Source organism: Citromicrobium bathyomarinum (genome assembly GCF_021021475.1).
In the GTDB taxonomy this organism is placed as follows: Bacteria; Pseudomonadota; Alphaproteobacteria; order Sphingomonadales; family Sphingomonadaceae; genus Alteriqipengyuania; species Alteriqipengyuania bathyomarina.
On the sequence record NZ_JAINWL010000001.1, the window covers coordinates 1403110 to 1426517 of the forward strand.

A 23408-nucleotide genomic window follows, 5' to 3' on the forward strand; every position below is an offset into this window, starting at 1 on the left:
CCCATGACCGCACAAAGAGGCTCCGCCTTCCTCCTCAAGATCGGCGACGGGGCCGCACCGCCCGCCTACCAGACCGTCGCCGGGCTGCGGACCACCCAGCTGGCGATCAACGGCGACAGCGTGGTGGTCACGCACAAGGAGTCCGGCGGCTGGCGCGAATTGCTGTCGGGCGCGGGCACCCGCTCGGTCTCGGTCAGCGCGGGGGGCATCTTCCTCGGCTCGGATGCCGAGGCGCGGGTGCAGACCCACGCGCTGGCCGGCACGATCGACGATTACGAACTGTCGTTCGAGGATGGCGCGCGGCTGCGCGGGCGCTTCCTCGTCCAGCGGCTCGACTATTCGGGCGATTTCAATGGCGAGCGCAATTACACGATCCAGCTCGAAAGCTCGGGCCCGGTCGTCCCGGCATGACCCCGGAACAGGTCCGGGGTGACGAACCCAATCCGCCCCCCAACGCCCTGCGCGGGGAAGCGGCAATCCGTATCGCGGGCGAGGTGCGCAAACTGCGCCCCAGCTTTACCGCGCTGGTCGCGGCGGAGGAAGAACTCGGCCCCCTGTTCGCGCTGGTCGAGCGTGCAGCCAATGGCGAGCTGCGCCTGGCCGAGATCGCCGCGCTGTTCTGGCACTGCCTGCAATCGCGCGAGGGGCTGACCCGCGAGGCTGTGGGCGACGCGATTCTGGCAGGCGGGCTTGCCGCCGCCACCAAGCCGCTGCGCGCGCTGCTCGGCGCGATCCTGCAGGGCCGATGACCCGCGCCTTCTCCCCCGGCGTGCCGCCGCTGGCAGCGCTCGCCGCGCAGGCGCTGGGCTGGACGCCCGAGGCGTTCTGGCACGCCACGCCCGCCGAACTCGCCGCCGCGCTCGGCCCGACGACCCCAGCCGCTGCGCCAGTCGTGGACCGGGCCGAGATCGACAGTCTGATGGAGCAATATCCCGATGCCTGACCTTGCAGCCGACCCGGTCGACGCAATGCTGATCGACGTGCGCGCCAATACGCGCGGCTTTGCCGAGGATGTCGCACGCATGCGGCAAGACCTCGACGGCGAACTCGTGGCAGGCTTTTCGCGCGCGGGCGAAGTGCTCGAACGCAGCCTGCTGAGAGCGATCCGGCGGGGCAGCCTCGGCTTCGAGGATCTGCAGGCCTCCGCCAGCAAGGCGATCGACCGGATCGCGAGCCAGGCGCTCAAGCTCGGGATCGGTCAGATTTTCGGGGCGAACAATCCGCTGGGCGGGATCGTCGGGACTCTGCTGGGCGGCGTGCTCGGCCTGCCGGGCCGTGCGACCGGCGGCCCGGTGAGCGCGCAGCGCGGCTATCTGGTCGGTGAGCGCGGGCCCGAACTCTTCGTGCCTCCGTCGGATGGGCGGGTCGTCCCGCTGGCAGCGCATGGCGGCGGCGCGCGGCGGGTCGATGTTGCGATCCAGCTGGCCGCGCCTGCGGGCACTGCCGCGCCGATCGCGCTCGAACGCTCCAGCCGGCAGATCGCCGCAGCGGTGCGTCGGGCAATGGAGAACAGCTGATGGCCTACTGGCTTTGCGCTGCCCGCAACGGGCAGGAGCACGACCATATCCAGCGCTTCGATCCGCGCTTCTGGACGGTCAATTTCCCCCGCCCGATGATGGCGAGCGTGGTCACCATCGCGCCCGATGCGCTGCGGTTGACCTGTGAATTCCATCATGCGGGCGAACTCGCGGGGCTGATCTGGGAGAGCGAGGATAGGCTCGACCATCCGCTGCAGAGCTACGCGACCGACCGCGATTATTCGCACACGGTCCTGTCCTTCCGGTGGCGCAGCGGCGGGGTGATCGCGCTCGACGCAGTCAATGGCCCCACGCTGACAATCGAGGGGCGCGATGCGAGCGGCACCGCATGCAGCTGGTACGTCCGGCTGTGGAACTACACCGAGGGGTCGCCCGAGGACGCGCTGGTGACGCTGCCGTTCTCGGCGCTGGAAAGCGGCTTCGCGTTGCCCGGAGAGCCAGTCCACTCCGCTGACATCGACCGCATGTTCATCTCGCTGGTGCCCCCCGGCTACGTGCCGGGCAGCGCCGATCCGCTGGCCCAGCGCGCCGATGGCTGGGTCGAGCTGAGCGCCATCTCCTGCGACGGGGCGCGCGCGATGCTGGAGATCGGCGAGAGCATGCTGCCCGAGCATGGCGAGCAGATCGCGACCGCTTATGACGACTGCTTCAACCAGACACCCGCCCGGCTGATCCGCCAGATTCGCCAGCTCGGCTATCGTGGGCGGGTGGTCCACTATGTCGGGATGAGCCACTATTTCCGGCTCGAACCGCTTGCCGGCGGGCATTACGTCAGCCTCGCGGGCGGCGTGCTCAACGATGCCTGCGCTGCATGGCACCGGGCCTATGCCGAGAAGGCGCAGGCCGCGGGGTTCGAGATCATCTGGTCGCTGTCCTACGAGTTGTTCGACGCGCATTGCTGGAACGACTGGAAACAGCGCGCCTACGATGGCGCGCCTGCGCAGACCGGGTGGGAGCCGCCCTCCGCGCTGCTTTCGCCTGCGCATGCAGGTGCGATGGGCTACCTGCGACAGGTCGCCACGGCCTTCGTGCAGATCGCACAGGCCGCCGGATTGCCCGTTCACTTCCAGATCGGCGAGCCGTGGTGGTGGGTCACACCGGGCAGCTTTGCACCGTGCCTTTATGACGATGGCGCAAAGGCCACGTTCGGCGGCGATCCACCGGTGATCACCGATATGCGCGCGCCGCTGGATGAGGCGCAGAAAGGACTGCTCGATCAGGCGGGCGTGCTGCTGTCCACCTCCACCGCCGCGCTGGCGCAGGCGGTGCGCGATGCTGCCGGGGGTGAGGCGGAGGTGCTGCTGCTCGCCTTCACACCGACGATCCTCGACGGCCAGATGCCCGAGATAGAACGCGCAAACCTGCCGGTGGGCTGGGCCTGGCCCGCCTTCGATCGCTTGCAGCTGGAGGATTACGACTGGCTGACCGCCGGTGCCGATGCGCGCCGCCGCGGGGCTTACGCGCATGTCGATGCACGGCTCGGCTATCCGATCGACCGGCAGGACTATTTCGCAGGCTTCGTGCTGAACGCCGAAGATGCGCCCGCATACTGGGCGCGGATCGATGCCGCGCTCGACGAAGCGCGCGCGCGCGGTGTGACCCAGCGCTTCGTGTGGGCGCTGCCGCAGATTGCACGCGACGGATACACCCGGCTTGCCCCGCCCCAGACTGACCACCGCGAGGACTACATGCAGAACTTCGACGACGTCCCCTATCCGCTCACACTCGGCACGGATGCCAGCGCGAGCCCCGAATTCTCGACCTCGGTGCTGGTCACCGCCTCGGGCCACGAACGCCGCACAGCGCAGTGGGCCGACGCGCGGCTTCGCTTCGATGTCGGGCCGGGCATTCGTTCGGAGAGCGAGCTGGCAACCCTGCTCGGCTTCTTCCGCGCCCGCCATGGCCCCGCACGCGGCTTTCGCCTGACCGATCCGTTCGATTTCTCCTCCAAAGGCACCACGGGCGCGCCGACCCCGGCGGACCAGTTGCTCGGGCTCGGCAATGGCGAGACCACCCGCTTCGCGCTGGTCAAACGCTACGGCGAGGAACCCGAGCCGCAGGTCCGGCGGATCACCCGACCGCGTAGCGGCACGGTGCGCGTGTCGGTCGGCGGTCAGGAGACCGCAGGCTTCACGCTCGATCCGCTGGGCTTCGTGGTGCTGGACGAGGCACCTCAGGCCGAAGTGGAGGTGCGCGCGGGCTTCCTGTTCGATGTGCCCGTGCGCTTTGCCGAGGACCGGCTGGCGATCAGCGCCGCCGGTTTTGCCGCCGGGCAGGCGCCCAGCGTGCCGCTGATCGAGATCAGGGAGGCGGCATGAGCGAGGTATATGGGGAAGACCGCCTCGCCACCCGCGCCTTCTTCTGGCGGATCGAGCGGCGCGATGGCGTAACGCTGGGCTTCACCAGCCACGACCGCGACCTGATGCTGGACGGCGTGCGCCTGCGCGCCGCGCCCGGCATCCGCCCCGCCGCGCTGCGCCTGACGAGCGAGATTGCAGGCGACGACGCGCAGATGGACGGCGCGATCACGCACGACGCAATCTCCGCAGTCGATCTGGAAGCGGGCCGCTTCGACGGCGCAGCGGTGACGATCGGCAGCATCGACTGGCAGAGCGGCGAGGCTCAGGCGCATTACTGGGGCACGATCGGCCAGACGGAAGCCGTCGCCGACGGTTTCTCCGCCCAGCTGCATTCGGCCAAGGCCGCACTGGAGGCAGACCCGGTCCCGCGCACCAGCCCCGGATGCCGCGCACGTTTCTGCGGGCCCGGCTGCAACCTGTCGCCTGCTCGCTTCACGGTTGAGCGGCAGGTCGCGGCGATCGACGCAGGTGCCAATGCGGTCGGCTTTGCAGTGCTCGCAAGCGCAGATTTCGTGTTCGGGGAACTGCGCTGGCTGGACGGGCCCGCGGTCGGCCTGCGCCAGGCCATTATCGCCGATGAGGCCGGAATGCTCGTGCTCGACAGCGGTATCCCCGCCGGAGTGCGCGAGGGAACCAGAGCACAGCTGCGCGAGGGCTGCGACCGCACCATCGCCACCTGCTCCACACGCTTCGGCAATGCGGTGAACTTTCGCGGCGAACCCTTCCTGCCAGGCAACGACCTCGTCGCCCGCTACCCATCGCGCAGCTGATGGACAGGGCATCCCGGATCGCACGCGCGGCGGGCGATCTGGTCGGCACACCGTTCCGCCTGCAGGGGCGTGATCCATCGATCGGGCTCGACTGTATCGGAGTGGTACTCGCCAGCCTTGCGGCAGCGAAGATTACGCTCGCGGTACCGGCGGATTACCGGCCGCAGCGCAGGCGCTTCACCTTTCCGCATGAGGCGCTGGCAGCAGCACGCCTGATCGAGGCGCACGGCCCACGGCTAGCGGGCGATCTGCTGCTTGTGCAAACCGCCCCGACGCAGGTCCACGCGGCGGTCGCCGTGGATGGGCACCGGATCATCCATGCCCACGCCGGGCTTCGCCGGGTCGTCGAAAGCCCGCTGCCCGACCACTGGCGCGTGCTCGCCTGCTGGCGGGCCGCCGCCAATCCGCAAGGAGCTACATCATGGCAACGCTGATCCTGTCCACGGTCGGCACCGCGCTCGGCGGGCCGATCGGCGGGGCGATCGGGGCGGTGCTGGGCCGCGCGGTCGACAGCGCGGTGATCGGCACGCCAACCCGCCAAGGCCCGCGCCTGACCGAGCTGGCAGTCTCCACGTCCAGCTACGGCCAGCCGGTCCCGCGCGTGTTCGGCACGATGCGGGTGCCCGGCGCGATCATCTGGGCGACCGAACTGGTCGAAAGCAGTCAGACGAGCGGCGGCAAGGGGCAGCCGAAGACCACCACCTACAGCTACGCGATCTCCTTCGCGGTCGCGCTGTCGAGCCGGCCAGTCGCCGCGATAGGGCGTATCTGGGCCGATGGCGCATTGCTGCGCGGGAGCGCGGGCGACCTGAAAGTCGGCGGGGTCATGCGGCTGCACAAGGGCACCGGAGACGACGAAGTCGATCCATTGATCGTCGCAGACAAGGTCGCGCAGGCCTGTGCCTTCCGCGACCTCGCCTATCTGGTGTTCGAGGACCTGGAGCTGGCCAGCTTCGGCAATCGCATCCCAGCGCTCAGCTTCGAGGTGACCGCGCCCGACGGTACGCTCGACGTCGTCGACCTGCTTGAAGACATCCCGCTTGCGGCTGGCGCTAGTGCTCCGCTGGCGGGGCTGCGGGGCTTCGCCGATCAGGGCGGGTCGCGCGCGGATCTGCTGGCGCATGTGGGGCAGGTTTTCCCGCTGACGCTTGGCGCGACCGCCAAGGGCCTCTCGCTATCGCCGGTGGAGGTCGGCGAGCCGATCGCGCTGCCGCGCCCGGTTGTCGGTCGCCTCGACGGAGAGGATCGCGCCGAGCCGCGCGTGCGCCGCGACGCGTCCACGCGCGAGGTGCCAGCAGCCTTGCGCTATTACGATCCCGCGCGCGACTACCAGCCCTCGCTCCAGCGTGCGCCGGGCGTCGGCGGGGCGAGCGGGCAGATCGAGTTCCCCGGAGCCTTTGCCGCACCGGACGCACAGCGACGGATCGCCGCGCTGCATCGCCGCGCTCTCACCGCACGCGACAATCTCGAATGGCGGATCGCAGAGCCTGCGGCGGGAATCGTGCCGGGGGCCGTGGTGACGCGTGCGAGCCACGGCGATGTCTGGCGCGTGAGCAGCTGGGAATGGCACGCCGACGGGATCGACCTGGGGCTGGAGCGGATCGCGCGGCTCCCTGCGGGGCAGTCGGTTGCCGATCCGGGCTCCGGCCCGCCCCCGCTCGATGACGTACCCGGCGAGCTCGTGCTGCGCTATGTCGAGCTGCCATGGGACGGATCGGGCGATCCGGCGACGCCGCAACGCTACGCCGCGCTCAGCATGGCGGGCACGCGCAGCCCGATCGCGCTGGCGGCGGTGGAGGGCGATGCGCTGCTTCCGCTCGGGCAGGTCGGCCGTGGCGACACGGTCCAGGGTGCCAGCCTCGCGCCGCTCGCACCCTCCCCCAGCCTGCTGTTCGAGGCGGAGGCCACGCTGGAGATCGCGCTGGTCTCGGCCGGCATGCAGCTGCAATCGGTCGACATGCCCGCGCTGCTGAGCGGCGCGAACCGGCTGCTGCTGGGTGAGGAAGTGCTCCAGTTCCGCCAAGCCGAGCCGCTCGGCGATGCGCACTGGCGCTTGACCGGCCTGCTGCGCGGGCGCGCAGGGACCGAGCATCACGCAGCTGCGGGCCACCCGCAGGGCACTGCCGCAATCCTGATCGACCACCGGCTGGTCGCGCTCCCGGCGCAGGATCACATGGAGATCGCTGCGCTTCCCGGTGTCGGCTCGACCGAGCCTGTCTACGCCGCACTTGGCTCTGCCGGCGTCACGCAGCGCCCGCTCACCCCTGTCCACCCGCGGGTCGATCTCACAGCGGCGGGCGATGCGATGTGGAGTTGGGTGCGCAGGGCACGCGGAGGCTGGCGCTGGCAGGACGGAGTGGACATGCCGCTGGTCGAGGAGCGCGAAACCTATCAGGTCGGCCTCGGTTCGCTCGAAACGCCGCATGCGCTGTGGGAGGTGACCGGGCCGAGCTTCTCCCTAACCCAGACCCAATGGGCAGACTTGCGCGCACTCCACCCGTTAGCGGCGCTGTGGGTTCGCCAGATCGGCACCCGTGGTCTGTCGCACCCCGTCCACCTTCCTCCCGCCCCATCCCAGGAGACCAACTGATGTCCATCCCACTGGAACTCGCAGCGCGATCGCCGCGCAACGCTCTGCCCTTCCTGGTCGTCGCCCAGGCGCAGAAGGAAGCGACCGTGAACGAGGCACTTGCGCGGATCGACGCGCTGCTGCGCCCCGTGGTGGAGGGGGAAAGCGATGCACCTCCGGCGGAGCCCGCGGAGGGCACAGGCTGGATCGTGGGTGCGGGAGCGCAGGGCGAGTGGGCGGGGCTTGAGGGCGCGCTCGCGTTCAGGATCGCAGGCAGCTGGATATACGCGCAACCTTCGGAAGGCACCGTTGTATTCGACCGCGCGCTGGGCGGCTTGCGTCATTGGCGCGATGGCTGGCAGGCGGTCGCGTTGCCCACAATCCCCACTGGCGGTGCAACGATAGACACGGAAGCGCGCTCCGCGATCGAGGAACTTATAGCGCAACTTCGCGCCTTTGGCCTGGGGATTTGAGAGCGCCGCCGGGAACCGCCGGTTTGACGAAGCGTTGGCGGGCCGGGAGGAACAGGGATCGATCCCGGCTTCCATCAAGAGACGTTCTCGCTGATGAGGCAATCTTGCAACAGTGTCTTCGCTTTACGGAAACGAGGGCCTGTCTGCTTGCCTCGGAACTGGGGAAAAGTTAAGTGGGGGCCTCCTGGTGGCTCCCAATCATTACAAAGGGGAATTACAGTAATGCGCAATATCGTCATCGGAATGGCGATGGCTTCGACGATGCTCGCATCGCCGGCACTTGCACGTGACAGCCAATGGTACGTGCAGGTCGAAGGCGGTCCGATGCTGGTCGAAGACCTCGACTTCGACGTCAATGGCGTCGAAGACCAGCTCACCCAAGATTACGACGCCGGCTATGATTTCGGCGGTCTCGTTGGTTACGATTTCGGCCCGGTCCGGATCGAAGCCGAAGCGAGCTACCGTGAAGCCGACGCCGACCAGCTTATCGTCGGCACGCTCGGCTTCCCGGCCGGTGCCGGTACGCGCCTCGCAGCCGCAGGCCAGTTCCCGGCGAACGGCTACGTCAACTCGCTGAGCTTCATGGTCAACGGCTTGGCCGACTTCGGTCCCGATGACGGCCTGCAGGGCTTCGTCGGTGGCGGTGTCGGTGTCGCCCGGACCAAGGTCCAGACGACCATCAACACCAACGGTGCGCCGGGTCTCGACGATTCGGACACCGGGTTTGCTTGGCAGATCCTCGCGGGCGTTCGCGCTCCGGTGACCGATCGCATCGATGTCGGCCTGAAGTATCGCTTCTTCAACGCCCAGAACATCGAAATGGTCGATCGTCTTGGTGACGTGCTCGAAGGCCGCCTGCGCTCGCACTCGCTGATGGGCACGGTGACCTACAACTTCGGCGCACCGCCGGCACCGCCGCCCCCGCCGCCGCCGCCGCCGCCGCCTCCCCCGCCGCCGCCGCCCCCGCCGCCCCCGCCGCAGGTGGAGTGCAACACGGGCCCGTACATCGTGTTCTTCAACTGGGATCGTTCGGACATCACTCCGGAAGCAGCCTCGGTTCTGAACAACGCGATCTCGGCTTACCAGAACTGCGGCAACGCCTCGGTCATGCTGGCCGGTTACACCGACCGTTCGGGTACCGTTCAGTACAACCTCGGCCTCGCGGCACGTCGTAACGCTTCGGTCCGTCAGTACATGACCGGCCGTGGTATCCCCGACGCCCGCATCAGCAGCGAAGCCTTCGGTGAAGCGAACCCCCGCGTTCCGACCGCCGACGGTGTTCGCGAACTGCAGAACCGTCGCGTGGAAATCACCTACGGTCCGGGTTCGGGCATGTAATCGAGCGGACTTCCGCTACGAAACACTGGAAGGGGCCGGAGCAATCCGGCCCCTTCTTCGTTGGGCAGGTGAAAACGGAGGAGATCACCTGTCATGACACGTCTTTCCAGGCTCACACGCGTTGCCCCGGCCGCGCTCGGGCTCACCTGCGCCGCCGCACTCGCTGCATGCGCGACCACACCGGTACCCGGCGAAGAACTGCTCGCCACCGCCACCCTGCTCGACACGGACGGCAACCCCACGGGCGAAGCGCGCCTGCTGGGCGTTGGGGACCGCGCGGAGCTCGCCGTCACGGTCGAGGGGCTCACGCCGGGCGAGCACGGTTTCCACCTGCACACCACGGGCCGCTGCGCCCTGCCCGACTTCAAGTCGGCAGGCGGGCACCTCAATCCCGCCAACAAGGGCCACGGCCTGCTCGATAATGACGGCAGCCATCTGGGCGATCTGCCGAACTTGGTGGTCGCAGCGAACGGCACGGCGAGCGTGCAGGTGCCGCTCGACGGCACACGCACTTACGTGATCGACCAGATCTTCGATGCAGACGGCACCGCCGTGGTCATCCACGCGGACGCCGACGACGGGCGCACAGACCCGTCGGGCAATGCCGGTTCGCGCGAGCGCTGCGGCGTTCTCGAACAGGCCTGACAATCAGAAGGGGCGAGGCCACAGCGGCCCCGCCCCAACGCTTCACTTACAGGATTTTCAGGCTTCGGACTGGCCCGCTGCGAGCACGCGCTCCTGCGCGGCCGGGACCAGCTTCAGCGCCGCAACCAGCAGGACGAGCCCGATCGGCGCGACCCACAGGGTGCTCAGCATACCCAGGCCAAGATCGCCATCCGCCTTGGACGAAACAAGCCCGGCGAGATACGGCCCGAGCGCCAGCCCAACCAGCGTCGTCGCCAGGAAGAATGTGGCCGTCGCCACCCCGCGCATACGGGGCAGAACCAGCGACTGGCTGGTCGCGGCGGCGGCGCCAAGCGCGCTCGACGCGAACAGCTGGGCCACCGCCGCTAGCACCAGGAACAGCGCTTTGCTGTCGGTAGTAAACATCACCCACACCACCGGCACCGGCGCGAGCAGCCCGAACAGCACGACATAAAGCCGCCCGCCGGGCAGCTTGGTAAACAGCCAGTCCGCCATCCGGCCGCCGGCGATCACCCCGAGGAACCCGGTTACCGCTGCCGGCGCCCCCAGCAGCAGGCCCAGCTCGCTCTTGGAAATCTCGAACACCCGTTCGCCGTAGGGCGCGCCCCAATAGGACGTGGCGTAGGAGATGAAGGCAACCGTGCCGTAACCGAGGATGGTGCACAGGAAGGCCGGCGAGCCCCAGGTCAGCGCGAAGGTCTGCGGGTCGCGTGACCGCAGCGCGCTCGCCCAGCTGAAGATCGCGTAATAGCCGACCGCCAGCAGGAACCACTGGTCCGATATCGCCAGGTCGAAGCCCATCCCGCCCATGATGAAGCCCTGCCCGGTCTCCGCCAGCAGGGTGATCAGCCAAGCGGCGGTGAAGAAACCAACCAGCCCGACGAGATTGATCGCCAGAGCCGTCGGGCTGCGCCGCGCGGCCCCCAGAATCGTGAACGGCGGGATGATCTGCAGCAGCTCCTCGACGAAGCCGCGCCACGGCTTCTCGACCGGCTCCGACGGCATGCCGTCGATCAGGCCACGCACCGGCTCTTTCAGCGTGAAGACCCAGATCGCGAGCAGAAGGCCAGGCAGGCCCACCGCGATGAAGGCCGCCTGCCACCCGGCGAGGCCCAGCGGGCCGCCATTGGGGTAAGCCGCGTTCCAGTTCTCGACCACCAGCGCGCCGATCACCAGCGAGATACCGCCGCCGACATACAGGCCCGAGGAATAGATCGCGAGCGCGGTGGCGCGCAGACGCGCGGGGAACCAGTCCGAAATCAGCGAATAGGCGGACGGGCTCGCTGTCGCCTCGCCGATCCCGACGCCGACGCGCGCGCCGGAAAGCACCGCCGCATTCTTCGCAAAGCCGGACGCCGCGGTCATCAGCGACCATAGGCCAAGACCGATCGTCATAAGCCTGACGCGGTGCCAGCTGTCCGCCAGCTTGCCCAGCGGAATGCCGAAAAGCGCGTAGAAGATCGCGAACGCGGTGCCGTAGAGGAAGCCCAGAAACGCGTCGTCGACGCCCAGATCCGCCTTGATGTCGTTCGCCAGGATCGAGAGGATCTGGCGATCGACGAAGTTGAGCACGTAAACCAGCACCAGCACGCTGAGCGCGTACCAGCTATAGGCGGGCACCTTGGCATCTGGTGCCGATGCGGGCTTGTCCGTCGCGTCCATTCATCCCCCTCGTCGTTTTTCTTATGTATCCGCCGGATAGGTCAGCCCGTCGGTCAGCCCCGCATCGGCAAAACCCTTGCGGCGCAGACGACAGCTATCGCACAATCCGCACGGCAGGCCATCCCCTCTCGGGTCGTAACACGACCAGCTGAGTGCGGTATCGAGCCCAAGCCGGTTCGCCTCGCTCGCAATCTCGGCCTTGCCGAGGAACTGGAGCGGGGCGTCGATCGCGAAACCGCCGCCTTCGATCCCCGCCTTTGTGCCCAGCCGCGCCGTTTCGGCGAAGCTCGCGATGAATTCAGGGCGACAGTCCGGATAGCCCGAATAGTCGAGCGCATTGACCCCGATCACGATCCGGCCTGCGCCGATGCTTTCGGCAAAAGCGGTGGTCAGCGCGAGGAAGACGAGATTGCGGGCGGGCACATAGGTGACAGGGATCGTGCCATCGACGCCATCCTTGGGCACGTCGATATCGGCGGTGAGCGCCGATCCGCCGAACTTGCGCAGGTCGAGCGTGATTTCGCGATGGCTCGCAAGTCCCAGCGCCCTGGCGATTTTGCGCGCCGCCTCGATCTCGCGCACGTGGCGCTGGCCGTAGTCGATGGTGAGCGCGTGCACTTCGTGCCCCCGCTCGCGCGCCAGAGCGGCGGCAACCATGGAGTCCAGCCCACCCGAAAGCAGGGCGGCGGCGATGGCGTCAGGATTTTTGCCCGTCATGGGCTCCGCGCTAGCGGCTTGCGCGATCGATCCGCAAGCCCGAACAGCGCACGCGGATCACTTGCAGTCGCCCACCCGCCGGCCTTCCGCGGCAAAGGCGAAAGGCGAACCGCGTTCGATCCCGGTGGTCCGCAGCTGGATCAGCTCGGGCGATTCCCACCGAATATCGGTCTGGCCATAACCATTGCCGTTGCAGCTGTAATGGACGGTCGCGCTGACACCATTGTCGTCGATCACGTTGCGGCTGCAGCGCATCCCGCGATGGCGCAGCTGGACCAGATCGCTTTCGCGCCTGAGGCAGATCCGCCGCGTGGTTGCGCCTTCGCCGCGCTCGCGGATTTCCCAAGTGCCGAGATGAAGCTTGTCGAATAAGGTGGTGGAGCCGCCCTGCGCCGCAAGCGGCGCGGCAAGGCCCACGGCCCCCGCGAGGGCGAGCGCAAGGGAGATGGTGATCCCGCGTCTCGTCATTGCCCTATCCCCTTCAAATTCGGCGATTCTGTTAAAGTAGAAGAGCATCTATACACGATTTCACCCGCGCCGGACATGAACGCCGCTAGGCGTCGATTGTGAAAATTCGCGAACAGAACGCGCAATCGACCAGAATGTCACCCGCTTCATTGCGCATTTCGGCCCTGTCTTCCTGAGAGAATCGACGAATGAGCGATTCGTAGTGCTCGACACTGCAACGGCAACCGCGTGTCAGCGGCTTTCCCTGAAAGACACGCACCTCGTCTTCTTCGTGGAACAGTCGCCAGACCAGCGCTTCGAGCGGGAGCGCCTCGTCGAGCAGTTCCTCGTGCCGGATCGAGCCTGCCATGGTCTCGACATGCTCCCAGTGCGGGTGGGAGACGCGAACATGCAGCCGTTCGCGCCCGACCTCGCCATCGGGAAGATGCTGCGCGAGCAGGCCTGCAGCGAGCGTGCGCTCGCCTTCGGTCTTCACCGCAACTCGCACGAGCGTGGGGAGCTGTTGCGACTGAAGGAAATAGCTCTCGCACGCGGCGGCCAGGCTTTCTCCCTCCAGCGGCACGATCCCCTGATAGCGCCCGCCCCGCTTGGGCACGTCGAAGGTGATCGCGAGATAGCCTTTGCCGAACAGCGCGGGGAGCGAGGGGTTGGCGCCCAGCTTGGCCAGCGCCTCGGCATCGAAATCGGCATAGCCGCGCACCGCGCCCTGGCGGAAGTCGCAGACCAGCAGCTTGACGATGCCCGCCTCGGTCTGGGCCTGCATGGTCATCTGGCCGCCGCCTTCGCCCTCCGCGCTCTCTTCATCATCTTCGTCGATCAGCGCACCGACCAGCGCGGCAACCACCAGCGCTTCGGCGAGCAGGTTGCGGATCGCGGGGGGATAGTCGTGCGCGGCGAGGATTTCGTCGAGCGTGCGGTCGAGCCGCACGAGCCGCAGCCGCGTATCCCGCGAGGGGATCGACGCGCCCAGCAGGTGGTCGGAGAAGGTTTCGCTTGTCTGGAGAGTATCGGTCACGGCGGGCTATATAAGAACGCCCGCCGTCTCCCCAAGACCCCCTGCGATTCAGAGCTTGCCGAAAGCCCAGAGAAGCACGGATTTCTGCGCGTGGATGCGGTTCTCCGCTTCGTCGAACACGCGGCTTTGCGGCCCTTCGATCACGCTTTGCGTCACCTCGTCGCCGACATGTGCGGGCAGGCAGTGGAGGAAATCCGCATCCGGCTTGGCCAGCGCCATCAGCGCGTCATTGACCTGGAAAGGCTGCATTGCGGCGATCTTGCTCGCGGCGTTTTCCTGCCCCATCGAAACCCAGGTATCGGTGACGATCACGTCCGCGTCCCTCGCGGCGCCCTCAGCATCCTGCGTCAGCGTGATCGTCGCGCCGCCCGCGCGGGCCGCTTCGACGAACGCCGCCTCGGGCTCGAAACCTGCTGGCGTGGCAACACGCACGTTGAACTTGAAGATGCCGGCGGCCTCGAGGATCGAGTGGAGCACGTTGTTGCCATCGCCCAGCCAGGCCAGTTCCAGCCCCGGCAGCGCCTTGCCATGTTCGATGATGGTCAGCAGATCGGCGACGATCTGGCACGGGTGCGACGCGTCGGTCAGCCCGTTGATCACCGGCACGCTGGCATGGCGGGCCATTTCCTCGACCTTGGCGTGATCGTCGGTCCGGATCATGATCGCATCGACCATCCGGCTCAGCACGCGCGCGGTGTCGGCGATGCTCTCCCCCCGGCCGAGCTGCATCGAGCCGCTCTCCATCACGATAGCGCTGCCACCCAGCTGGCGCATCGCGATGTCGAAGCTGACCCGCGTGCGGGTCGAGCTTTTCTCGAAGATCATCGCCAGCACATGCCCGGCGAGAGGTGCATCGGCATCCGCCTTGCCCTTGGGCCAGGACTTGCGCGCACCCTTGCGGTCGATCGCGTCGTTCAGCATCGCGGCGAGGGCATCGCCGCCTGCGTCCGAGAGGTCGAGGAAATGCCGCGTGCCCATCAGCTGGCGTCCGGCACTTCGTAGTCGGCCGCACCGGCAGACAGCTTGTCGAAGAACTCGTCGATCTCCGCATCGCCCACCACCAGCGGCGGAAGCACGCGCAGCGTGTTGTCGCCTGCCGCCACGGTCAGCAGCTGGTGCTTGTCGCGCAGGTGCTGGAAGAACGGGCGGCTTTCGACCTTCATTTTGATGCCGAGCATCAGGCCTTCGCCGCGGACCAGCTCGAACAGGTCGGGATAATTGCCGATGAACTGTTCCAGCCGCGCCTTCAGCCGCGCACCCTTGTCGCGCACGCCTTGGAGGAATTCGTCGTTGGCGACCGCTTCCATCACCGCGACGCCCGCCGCCATGGCGAGCGGGTTGCCGCCGTAGGTGGAACCGTGGGTGCCGAAGGTCATCCCACGTGCGGCATGTTCGGTCGCAAGGCAGGCGCCCAGCGGGAAGCCGCCGCCGATGCCCTTCGCGCTCGCCACGATGTCCGGCTTCACGCCATAGAGCTCGTGCGCGTAGAACTTGCCCGTGCGCGCGACGCCGCACTGGACCTCGTCCAGCACCAGCATCAGGCCATGTTCGTCAGCCAGATCGCGCAGGCCCTGCATGAACTCCTGGCTGGCGGGGCGGATGCCACCCTCGCCCTGGATCGGTTCGACCAGGAATCCGGCGGTCTGCGGGCCGATCGCGGCCTTTGCAGCGGCCAGATCGTCGAACTCGCAATATTTGAAGCCCTGCAGCAGCGGCAGGAAGCCGTGGTGCATCTTGGCCTGGTTGCTCGCGCTGATCGTCGCCATCGTGCGCCCATGGAACGCGCTGGTGAACGTGATCAGCTCGGTCCGGGCGGGGTCGCCATCCTCGTGCTGGTGGAACGCGCGCGCGGTCTTGATCGCGCATTCGACCGCCTCGGCGCCCGAATTGGTGAAGAACACCGTATCGGCGAAACTCGCGTCGACCAGCATCTGCGCCAGCTTTTCCTGATGCGGGCTGCCGTAGAGGTTGGAGACGTGCATCAGCGTCTCGGCCTGGCGCTGGATCGCGCCGATCAGCCCTTCGTGGCTGTGGCCGAGCAGGTTGACCGCGATGCCGCTGGCGAAGTCGAGATAGCGCGTGCCATCCTCGTCGATCAGGTGGCAGTGCTCGCCCTTCACGGGGCGGACGTCGCAACGGGGATAGACGGGCATCAGGGCGGGGATCGACATGGCAACTCCGGAAAATTCAAAACGGTGAACGACAAATGGCGGCCCCGCGAGGGAACCGCCATTCGCGAATGACCGGCGATCTATTGCGTCAGCCGGGCCGGGTCAAACTGGTGAGCATGACCCTAGCCGGTGCGCGCCTTATTCCTGTACGGGAACGAGGTTGACCGCCGAATACTTGCCTCGTCGGTCGACTTCGAGATCGAATTCGTAGCGTTCGCCCTCGTTGATCTGCGACAGGCCCGAGCGTTCCACCGCGCTGATATGCACGAAGGCATCGGGCTGGCCGTCGTCGCGCACCAGGAAGCCGAAGCCCTTCATCGAATTGAAGAACTTGACCGTGCCGGTCGCCTTCTCGCCCGTCAGCTCGCGCCGCGGAGCACCGCCGGCCGCGCCGGGGCCGCCATCGCGGGGAGCGGCTACGGCACCACCGGTGACGGGGATGACGTCGCCCACGACCTGCAGATCCTGCGCGGAAATCTTGCCGCCACGATCGACCAGGTTGAATTCGAGCTCCTGCCCTTCGGCAAGGCCTTCAAGACCGGCGCGTTCGACGGCACTAATGTGCACGAACACGTCGTCTCCGCCGCCTTCCTGCTGGATGAAGCCGAAGCCCTTCTGGCCGTTGAAGAATTTCACCTGGCCCTTGCCGGTGCCGACGACCTGTGCGGGCATGCGGTTGAAACCGCCGCCACCGCCAGCGCCGCCGCGCGGACCACCGCCGCCGCCGCCGAAGCCGCCACGGCCACCGCCGCCCGGTCCGCCGCGATCCTGGAACCCGCCACGGTCCTGAAAACCGCCGCGATCCTGGTAGCCACCGCCACCGCGATCGTCGAATCCGCCGCGATCCTGGAACCCGCCGCCGAAATCACCGCCGGGAAACGGCTCGAAACCGTCTTCTCCGATGTTGTCCCGCTTGTCGCGCCCGCGACGACGCCCTTTATCGTAACCCATAACTCGCCAAAAACCTTGCTACTTCCACCCGCCCGCAAAACGAAATCCCGTAAAGGCGCGAACGGTCGCCTCCCGGCATTGCTGGAGTGGCAAACGATCGACGTTCATGCCGCCAGTCCCCCACCAACTGGCCCCACCCTTATCGCAGAATGCGCGTGGGCGCGAACCAATTCGCAATAGGGTACTTGATTCCGCAAGATTATGACAATTTCGAAGGCTTGCGCGGCTTCGGGAGAGCCTGCATGTCTTGCCCGGGATGGAGGGGCCGATGCGCTCGACGGACTTGGCAGGACGGGCACAGCACACCGCGAGGGGGCGATTCGCCCCGAAGCCCGGCGGGAGCGATTGAGCGCCGATGGATACTCAGCTTCTCCAACTGGGCGGATCGCTGCTCGCGATTCTGGTGCTGGCGGGAATCGCCTGGGCGCTCAAGCTAGGCCAGCCGCGCACCATCGACACCGCCGAGCGCGCTCTCGCCCTCGCCCGCGAGGCGGATAGCGCGTTCGATCCCAGGGAAGCTGCGGTCGGGCGCGACGGCTCCGCCGCGATTCTCGCCGATTCGGCCGGGCGGATCATGGTGCTGCGCCGTCATGGCACCCACTTCGCCGCGCGCGTTCTGGAGCCGGGCACGCCCGCGCACAGTGAGGGCGATATCCTCACCATCGTGCCGCACGACCGCCGCTATGGCCCGGTGGTGCTGGATCTCGGCCCCGAGGCGCAGGCTTGGGCCTCGCGCATCGAGGCGCTAGGAAGGTCGGACCATGCCTGACTTCTCGCCCGTCGATTACGCCATTCCCGGCTTCGTCCTGCTCGTTCTGGCAGAGATGCTGTGGGCGCGGTTCAAGGCGCCGCATTCCTATGAGCCGAAGGATACGCTGGTCAGCCTCGCCTTCGGCCTGGGCAGCACCGTCGCAGGATTGCTGCTGGGCGGGCTGGCGCTGGCGGTGTTCCTCGCCGCCTACGAGGTGCGCTTCTTCACCATCGGCTGGGAATGGTGGGCGTGGCCTGTGTGCTTCGTGCTCGACGATCTCAAATATTACTGGGTCCACCGATTCGGCCACCGCAGCCGGTGGTTCTGGGCGAGCCACGTGAACCATCACTCGAGCCAGCACTACAACCTCTCCACTGCGCTGCGGCAGACGTGGACCGGCGCGTTCACGCTCGGCTTCGCCTTCGCGCTGCCGCTGGTGCTGCTGGGCTTCCACCCGGCGATGATCGCGATCTGCGGCGGGTTCAACCTGATCTACCAGTTCTGGATTCACACCGAAGCGATCGACCGCATGCCGCGCTGGTTCGAGGCGGTGATGAACACGCCCAGCCACCACCGCGTGCACCACGCGACCAACCCGCGCTATCTCGACCGCAATTACGCGGGCGTGTTCATCGTGTGGGACAAGCTGTTCGGCACCTTCGAGGCGGAGCGTCCGCATTCCGAAGAACCGATCCGCTACGGCATCGTGAAGCAGCTGGGCAGCTTCAACCTGCTGTGGGCGGTGTTCCACGAATGGGTCGGGATGCTCGGCGACATCTGGCGTAGCCCCTGGAAGCACAAGCTTTCCTACCTGCTGCGCGAGCCGGGCTGGAGCCACGACGGCAGCCGCGAGACATCTGACATGATTCGCGCTCGCTGGCAGGAGCAGCAACAGCAGGCAGACGCCGCGCCGGTCGAGACGACGCAGGACGAGCCGCAAAAGCCGATTGCGGGGCCACGCCGCGCAGCCTAACCTTTCCGTAAACGGAGAGAATATTCCGTACACGAGAGAGGACGGGCGCATGAACCAATACGACTATATCGTCATCGGCGGGGGCAGTGCGGGCAGCGCGGTCACCGGGCGGCTGGCTGTGGACGGCCATCGCAGCGTGTGCCTGATCGAGGCGGGCGGGCGGAACAACGACTTCCGCGTGAAGACGCCCGGCATGATGCCTTTCCTGAGCGGCAGCCAGAACTACCGTTACGAAACCGTCCCGCAGAAGGGGCTCGGTGGGCGCACCGGGTTTCAGCCGCGCGGGCGTGGGCTGGGCGGCTCCAGCGCGATCAACGCGATGATCTATATCCGCGGCAATGCCTGGGATTACGACAACTGGGCGGCGATGGGCTGCGATGGCTGGGCCTACGACGACGTGCTGCCGTGGTTCAAAAAGGCCGAGGCGAACGAGCGCGGAGAGGATGAATATCACGGCGCAGGCGGCCCGCTGTTCGTATCGAACCAGCGCTGGACCAACGAGACCAGCCGCGCCTTCGTGGCAAGCGCCGCCTCGCTCCAGTATCCCGAACGTGACGACTTCAATGGCGAGAAGCAGGCAGGCTTCGGCATCTATCAGGTGACGCAGCGCAAGGGCGAGCGCTGGTCCGCCAGCCGCGCCTATGTCGAGCCGATCCGCAACCAGCCCAATCTCGATATCCGTACCAAGACGCTGGTCGAGAAGCTGGTGATCGAGAATGGCCGCGTGACCGGCGTCATGGTCCGCAAGGGCAAGCACCGGGAATATCTCAACGCGCGGCGCGGGGTGATCCTGTCGGCGGGTGCGTTCAACTCGCCGCAGATCCTGATGCTGTCGGGGATCGGCCCGGGGCGGCACCTCAACGCGATGGGGATCGAGGTCGCGCTCGACCGCCCGGCGGTGGGCAGCAACCTGCAGGACCATATCGATTACGTTTCGAGCTGGGAGAGCGAGAGCCGCGTGCCGATCGGCAACAGCCGCGAAGGCACGCTGCGCATGCTGGGCGCGATTGTCGAGCACCGGCGCACCCGCACCGGGGTGATGACCACCCCCTATGCCGAGGCGGGCGGATTCTGGACCGTGATGCCCGATGCGCCCGCGCCCGATGTGCAGTGGCACTTCGTCCCCGCCATGCTGGAGGATCACGGGCGCGAGAAGGTGAACGGCCACGGAGTCTCGTTGCACGCCTGCGTGCTGCGCCCGGAAAGCCGCGGCACCGTGCGTCTCACCAGCCCCGATGCGGCAGACGCGCCCGCGATCGACCCCAACTTCCTCGACGACGAGCGCGATATGGCGGTGCTGCGCGAAGGCGTGCGCCTGTCGCACCGGATTGCCGAGACCGCGCCGCTGGCCGATTACGGGCTGACCGATCGTCACCCGGTCGACCTGACCGACGATGCGGCGCTCGACGCGATGATTCGCAGCCGCGCAGACACGGTCTACCACCCGGTCGGCACCTGCCGGATGGGCTCGGACGAGGAAGCGGTGGTCGACCCGACGCTGAAGGCGCGCGGGATCGAAGGACTGTGGGTCGCCGATGCCTCGATCATGCCCAAGCTGGTCTCGGGCAACACCAACGCCCCCTCGATCATGATCGGGGAGCGGTGTGCGGACTTCGTGATCCAGGCGGAGAAGGCGGGCTAGCGCCGCCTTCCCACCGGGGGCGCCGGAACCGGCGCGACGTCAGAGCCCCTGTGCCTCGCCCGCCCCCTGCGGCGCGAGCCGGGGCAGGCCAAGCTCGGCAAAGAAGTCGCTGCCATTCTCCAACGTGGGCGGGGTCGGGTCGATCGGGCGGCAGGTGCCCGGCTCGATCGAGGTCTCCAGACACACGAAGCGGTTGTAGTCGAACCGTGCGCGCGCCCAGGCACGGGCGCCGTCGATCGTGTTGTACTCGCCGTAAACCGCGTAATCCGGGCTGTTCTTCTTCTCGCTCTCACGCTCGACATTGCGCAGCGTGCCGGAGCGGTAGCCTTGCCCCTCGGCTACGAAATAGCTGTTGAGGCGCAGCAGCGCGTCGAGCCGCGATTCGCCCGCACCCTCGCCAAAGGCGATGCCGCCGAACCGCTCATACGCGGCGATCAGCTCGCGCGTGCGCTCCTGCTCGAAGAAGTCGACCGCGTTGACGCCCACGGCTTCGAACGCGAGGTCAATCTGCTCGGGCGCATTGGCCACGCTGCGCACCGTGCCAACAAAGGCCTCGCGATCGCAGCGGCCATTCCACACCGATCCGTCGGCAGTGTCGAACAGGCGACAATTGGCACCGTTGCGGCGGCCGATCAGGCTTGAGGGGCGCATGCCCCCGGTGCCGCGATACTCGCCCTTCACGATGTCGCCGTCGAATTCGAGCTCGGCCTGGAAGCTGCCGCCGATCAGTTCGGGGCAGCCGCCTTCGCGCTTGGGGCACTTGGTGTCGGTGCGCCGGGGCGTGCCGGGCACGGTGGCGACCACTTCGCCGCTGTGATTGCCGAAATACTGGACCTTGCCATGGAAATCGGCGGGCAATGGATCGGCTGCGGCCGCATTGGCCACCTGAGCCGCAGCGGGCGCGGCCCCGAGCGGGAGGAGAGATCCTGCGAAAAGCGAAATTGCGAGTATCAACGAACGCATGTGAGGCTCACTCCCGATCATTGCTGTCGGCGTTAACCATACCATGGCGCGCTTTGCGGCAGAAGCGCTGGTTCGTCCGGCAGCCGATTGGGCCCGCCGGGTGAAGCGGCTCAGTCGAGCGGCGTGCCTGCAATATAGTGATCGGTGGCGCGGGTGGGCAGGCCATCGATGCTCGACGTGCGATCCTTCATCTTGGCCGCCCATTGGTCCGGATCGGCCTGAGCGTGCGCCTTCTTGAGCGTCGGCCGCTCCGCCTCGTAGGCCATGAAGGGCACGCCCCAGCCGCACGAGGTCTGCACGCTTTCGACGTCGATTACGAAGATCTGACGCGTGCCGGGCAGCAGCGTGAAGTGCCCGGCCAGCCCGGCCCACTCGGCATCCTGCGGCAGCACCGGGCGACCCCGGCCATAGATCCGCAGGATCAGCGCAGGCTGCTCAAAATTGCAGAACATCAGCGTGATGCGGCCATCCGCGGCGAGATGCGCGTGCGTCTCGTTGCCCGATCCGCCAAGGTCGAGATAGGCGACCTTGTTCGGCGCGAGCACCCGGAATGCGTCGTAGCCCTTGGGGCTGAGGTTGATCCGTGCGTCTTCTGCCGCAGTTGCGACGAAGAACACCGGCTGCTTCGCGATCATCGCGATATGCTTGTCGGAGAGCGTGTCGAAGAAGTCGGCCATAGGGCAAGATTTACCCCACCCCCAACGATCCGTCACCCCCGCGCAGGCGGGGGTCCCGCTCGTTTGAAGAAAGCGGGATTCCCGCCTGCGCGGGAATGACGGGATGTTATCGTTCCTTGGTGGCCGAGAACTTGAGGTCGGGGTTCTTTTCCTGCTGGTAGTTCACGTCCCAAGGGCTCTTGGCGAGGAACACCATGTCGCCATCGCGATCCTTGGCGAGGTTCGCGCGGTTGAACTTCTCGAACTCGTCGAGCGCCTTGTCCTCGCCCTTCACCCAGCGCGCGGTCGCGAAGGGTGCGGGCTCCAGCGCGGCCTCGACCTTGTACTCGGCGGCGAGGCGCGAGATCAGCACTTCGAGCTGCAGCTGGCCGACCACACCGACGATGTGGTTCGCGCCCAGCTCCGGGTAGAACACCTGGATCACCCCCTCTTCGGAGAGGTCGTCGAGCGCCTTCCTCAGCTGCTTGGTCTTGGTCGGATCCTTCAGTTGGACGCGGCGCAGGATTTCGGGCGCGAAGTTGGGCAGGCCGGTGAAGCGTACCTCGTTCTTCTCGCTCAGCGTGTCGCCCACCCGCAGCGTGCCGTGGTTGGGTATGCCGATAATGTCGCCGGGGTAGGCATTGTCGGCGATCTCGCGGTCCTGCGCGAAGAACAGGATCGGCGAATGCACCGCGATCGGCTTGCCGAGGCCGCTGGGCGTCAGCTTCATGCCGCGTTTGAAGGTGCCCGAAACCTGCCGCATGAAGGCGATCCGGTCGCGATGGTTGGGGTCCATATTGGCCTGCACCTTGAAGATGAAGCCGGTCACCTCGTCGCGGGTCGGCGCAATCTCGCCCTCATCGGTCGGCTGCGGGCGCGGTGCGGGCGCGTATTTGGCAATCGCATCGATAATCGCGGTGACGCCGAATTCCTTGAGCGCGGAGCCGAAGTAGACCGGCGTCAGGTCGCCATTGCGATAGGCCTCGAAATCGAACGGGGCATAGCCCTCGCGCGCCAGCAGGCCTTCCTCGGCCACCCGCGCGACACCATCGGCGGAGAGATATTCGGCGAGCTTTTCATCCTCAGGCCCGTCGACCTTCACGGTCTTGCCCTGGAATTCCTTGCTGTCGCCCTCGGGCAGATACAGCTCGTTCTCCTCGAAGTCGTAGACGCCTTCGAACAGCCCGCCCATGCCCACCGGCCAGCTCATCGGCGCGGTGTCGAGCGCGAGCTTCTCGGCGATCTCGTCGAGCAGTTCGAATGGCTCGCGCCCCTCGCGGTCGATCTTGTTGATGAAGGTGATGATCGGGACGCTGCGCAACCGGCAGACCTCGAACAGCTTCAATGTCTGCGCCTCGATACCGGCTGCCGCGTCGAGCACCATGATCGCCGAATCGACCGCGGTCAGCGTGCGGTAGGTATCCTCGGAGAAATCCTCGTGCCCCGGCGTGTCGAGCAGGTTGAAGGTGATCCCGTTCCGCTCGAAAGTCATCACCGAGGACGTGACCGAGATGCCGCGCTGCTGCTCGATACTCATCCAGTCCGAACGCGCCCGCCGCGCGGCCCCGCGCGCCTTGACCTCGCCCGCCAAGTGAATCGCGCCGCCACGCAGCAGCAGCTTCTCGGTCAGCGTGGTCTTACCCGCGTCGGGGTGCGAAATGATCGCGAAGGTACGGCGTTCGGAGGTCATGTGTCTTCCTCGTCATTCCCGCGAAGGCGGGAATCCAGATACGTTGTCCAGGGGCG

At 67.1% G+C, this 23408-nt stretch carries 24 protein-coding genes; 14 read left to right on the forward strand and 10 right to left on the reverse strand.

The window, feature by feature from the left end; all coding sequences use genetic code 11:
• Positions 1-3 precede the first annotated feature (3 nt).
• The 11 genes from K7H93_RS07045 to K7H93_RS07095 all read left to right on the forward strand — a co-directional run bounded on the left by K7H93_RS07045 (position 4) and on the right by K7H93_RS07095 (position 9693).
• Complete coding sequence (locus K7H93_RS07045) at positions 4-411, forward strand: phage major tail protein, TP901-1 family (protein ID WP_230783014.1); 408 nt, start codon at positions 4-6, stop codon at positions 409-411.
• On the forward strand, positions 408-749 hold the full coding sequence (locus K7H93_RS07050; RefSeq protein WP_230783015.1) for a gene transfer agent family protein: 342 nt from the start codon (positions 408-410) through the stop codon (positions 747-749). The genes K7H93_RS07045 and K7H93_RS07050 overlap by 4 nt, the downstream gene beginning before the upstream one ends.
• Complete coding sequence (locus K7H93_RS07055; RefSeq protein ID WP_230783016.1) at positions 746-943, forward strand: phage tail assembly chaperone; 198 nt, start codon at positions 746-748, stop codon at positions 941-943. The genes K7H93_RS07050 and K7H93_RS07055 overlap by 4 nt, the downstream gene beginning before the upstream one ends.
• Complete coding sequence (locus K7H93_RS07060) at positions 936-1517, forward strand: tail tape measure protein (RefSeq protein WP_230783017.1); 582 nt, start codon at positions 936-938, stop codon at positions 1515-1517. Before K7H93_RS07055 ends, K7H93_RS07060 begins: the two co-directional genes overlap by 8 nt.
• Positions 1517-3856 (forward strand): DUF2460 domain-containing protein, encoded by a 2340-nt coding sequence (locus K7H93_RS07065; RefSeq protein ID WP_230783018.1) that lies wholly within the window; start codon positions 1517-1519, stop codon positions 3854-3856. Before K7H93_RS07060 ends, K7H93_RS07065 begins: the two co-directional genes overlap by 1 nt.
• The gene (locus tag K7H93_RS07070) at positions 3853-4668 is read left to right on the forward strand and encodes a DUF2163 domain-containing protein (protein ID WP_230783019.1); all 816 of its coding nucleotides are present in this window, start codon (positions 3853-3855) and stop codon (positions 4666-4668) included. Before K7H93_RS07065 ends, K7H93_RS07070 begins: the two co-directional genes overlap by 4 nt.
• Positions 4668-5102 (forward strand): NlpC/P60 family protein, encoded by a 435-nt coding sequence (locus K7H93_RS07075; protein ID WP_230783020.1) that lies wholly within the window; start codon positions 4668-4670, stop codon positions 5100-5102. Before K7H93_RS07070 ends, K7H93_RS07075 begins: the two co-directional genes overlap by 1 nt.
• Positions 5090-7258, forward strand: a complete 2169-nt coding sequence (locus tag K7H93_RS07080; RefSeq protein ID WP_230783021.1) for a phage tail protein — start codon at positions 5090-5092, stop codon at positions 7256-7258. The genes K7H93_RS07075 and K7H93_RS07080 overlap by 13 nt, the downstream gene beginning before the upstream one ends.
• Complete coding sequence (locus K7H93_RS07085; protein WP_230783022.1) at positions 7258-7710, forward strand: DUF2793 domain-containing protein; 453 nt, start codon at positions 7258-7260, stop codon at positions 7708-7710. The genes K7H93_RS07080 and K7H93_RS07085 overlap by 1 nt, the downstream gene beginning before the upstream one ends.
• Before the next feature lie 222 nt (positions 7711-7932).
• Positions 7933-9048, forward strand: a complete 1116-nt coding sequence (locus tag K7H93_RS07090) for an OmpA family protein (RefSeq protein WP_230783023.1) — start codon at positions 7933-7935, stop codon at positions 9046-9048.
• A gap of 93 nt (positions 9049-9141) precedes the next feature.
• On the forward strand, positions 9142-9693 hold the full coding sequence (locus K7H93_RS07095) for a superoxide dismutase family protein (protein WP_230783024.1): 552 nt from the start codon (positions 9142-9144) through the stop codon (positions 9691-9693).
• Between the two features lie 57 nt (positions 9694-9750).
• On the opposite strand, the gene K7H93_RS07100 is transcribed toward K7H93_RS07095, so the two are convergent.
• The 7 genes from K7H93_RS07100 to K7H93_RS16045 all read right to left on the reverse strand — a co-directional run bounded on the left by K7H93_RS07100 (position 9751) and on the right by K7H93_RS16045 (position 16677).
• The gene (locus K7H93_RS07100) at positions 9751-11355 is read right to left on the reverse strand and encodes a spinster family MFS transporter (protein WP_230783025.1); all 1605 of its coding nucleotides are present in this window, start codon (positions 11353-11355) and stop codon (positions 9751-9753) included.
• A gap of 21 nt (positions 11356-11376) precedes the next feature.
• On the reverse strand, positions 11377-12072 hold the full coding sequence (queC, locus tag K7H93_RS07105; protein WP_230783026.1) for a 7-cyano-7-deazaguanine synthase QueC: 696 nt from the start codon (positions 12070-12072) through the stop codon (positions 11377-11379).
• A gap of 57 nt (positions 12073-12129) precedes the next feature.
• A complete protein-coding gene (locus K7H93_RS07110) occupies positions 12130-12540 on the reverse strand; it encodes a hypothetical protein (protein WP_230783027.1) in 411 nt (136 codons plus the stop codon).
• A gap of 85 nt (positions 12541-12625) precedes the next feature.
• The gene (gene hslO, locus K7H93_RS07115) at positions 12626-13555 is read right to left on the reverse strand and encodes an Hsp33 family molecular chaperone HslO (RefSeq protein ID WP_230783028.1); all 930 of its coding nucleotides are present in this window, start codon (positions 13553-13555) and stop codon (positions 12626-12628) included.
• A gap of 48 nt (positions 13556-13603) precedes the next feature.
• Positions 13604-14533, reverse strand: a complete 930-nt coding sequence (argF, locus tag K7H93_RS07120) for an ornithine carbamoyltransferase (protein ID WP_230783029.1) — start codon at positions 14531-14533, stop codon at positions 13604-13606.
• Positions 14533-15726, reverse strand: a complete 1194-nt coding sequence (locus K7H93_RS07125; protein WP_010239728.1) for an aspartate aminotransferase family protein — start codon at positions 15724-15726, stop codon at positions 14533-14535. The genes argF and K7H93_RS07125 overlap by 1 nt, the downstream gene beginning before the upstream one ends.
• Before the next feature lie 138 nt (positions 15727-15864).
• Entirely contained in the window at positions 15865-16677 is an 813-nt protein-coding gene (locus K7H93_RS16045) for a cold-shock protein (RefSeq protein ID WP_010239727.1), read from the reverse strand.
• 355 nt (positions 16678-17032) lie between these two features.
• Here K7H93_RS16045 and K7H93_RS07140 point away from each other — a divergent pair, with 355 nt between their 5' ends.
• From K7H93_RS07140 to K7H93_RS07150, 3 genes are read left to right on the forward strand one after another with little or no spacing between them, the layout of a single operon-like run.
• Positions 17033-17446 (forward strand): hypothetical protein, encoded by a 414-nt coding sequence (locus K7H93_RS07140; protein WP_230783030.1) that lies wholly within the window; start codon positions 17033-17035, stop codon positions 17444-17446.
• Complete coding sequence (locus K7H93_RS07145) at positions 17439-18401, forward strand: sterol desaturase family protein (protein WP_230783031.1); 963 nt, start codon at positions 17439-17441, stop codon at positions 18399-18401. Before K7H93_RS07140 ends, K7H93_RS07145 begins: the two co-directional genes overlap by 8 nt.
• Before the next feature lie 49 nt (positions 18402-18450).
• A complete protein-coding gene (locus K7H93_RS07150; protein WP_230783032.1) occupies positions 18451-20043 on the forward strand; it encodes a GMC family oxidoreductase in 1593 nt (530 codons plus the stop codon).
• Positions 20044-20082: 39 nt separating this feature from the next.
• Here K7H93_RS07150 and K7H93_RS07155 read toward each other — a convergent pair whose 3' ends face one another.
• The 3 genes from K7H93_RS07155 to K7H93_RS07165 form a co-directional block, all read right to left on the reverse strand.
• Positions 20083-21006: a hypothetical protein gene (locus K7H93_RS07155; protein WP_230783033.1), complete on the reverse strand. Its 924-nt coding sequence runs from the start codon at positions 21004-21006 to the stop codon at positions 20083-20085.
• 110 nt (positions 21007-21116) lie between these two features.
• Positions 21117-21683, reverse strand: coding sequence for a pyridoxamine 5'-phosphate oxidase family protein (locus K7H93_RS07160; protein ID WP_230783034.1), 567 nt, complete (start codon positions 21681-21683; stop codon positions 21117-21119).
• A gap of 106 nt (positions 21684-21789) precedes the next feature.
• Positions 21790-23352 (reverse strand): peptide chain release factor 3, encoded by a 1563-nt coding sequence (locus K7H93_RS07165; protein WP_230783035.1) that lies wholly within the window; start codon positions 23350-23352, stop codon positions 21790-21792.
• Between the last annotated feature and the right edge of the window lie 56 nt (positions 23353-23408).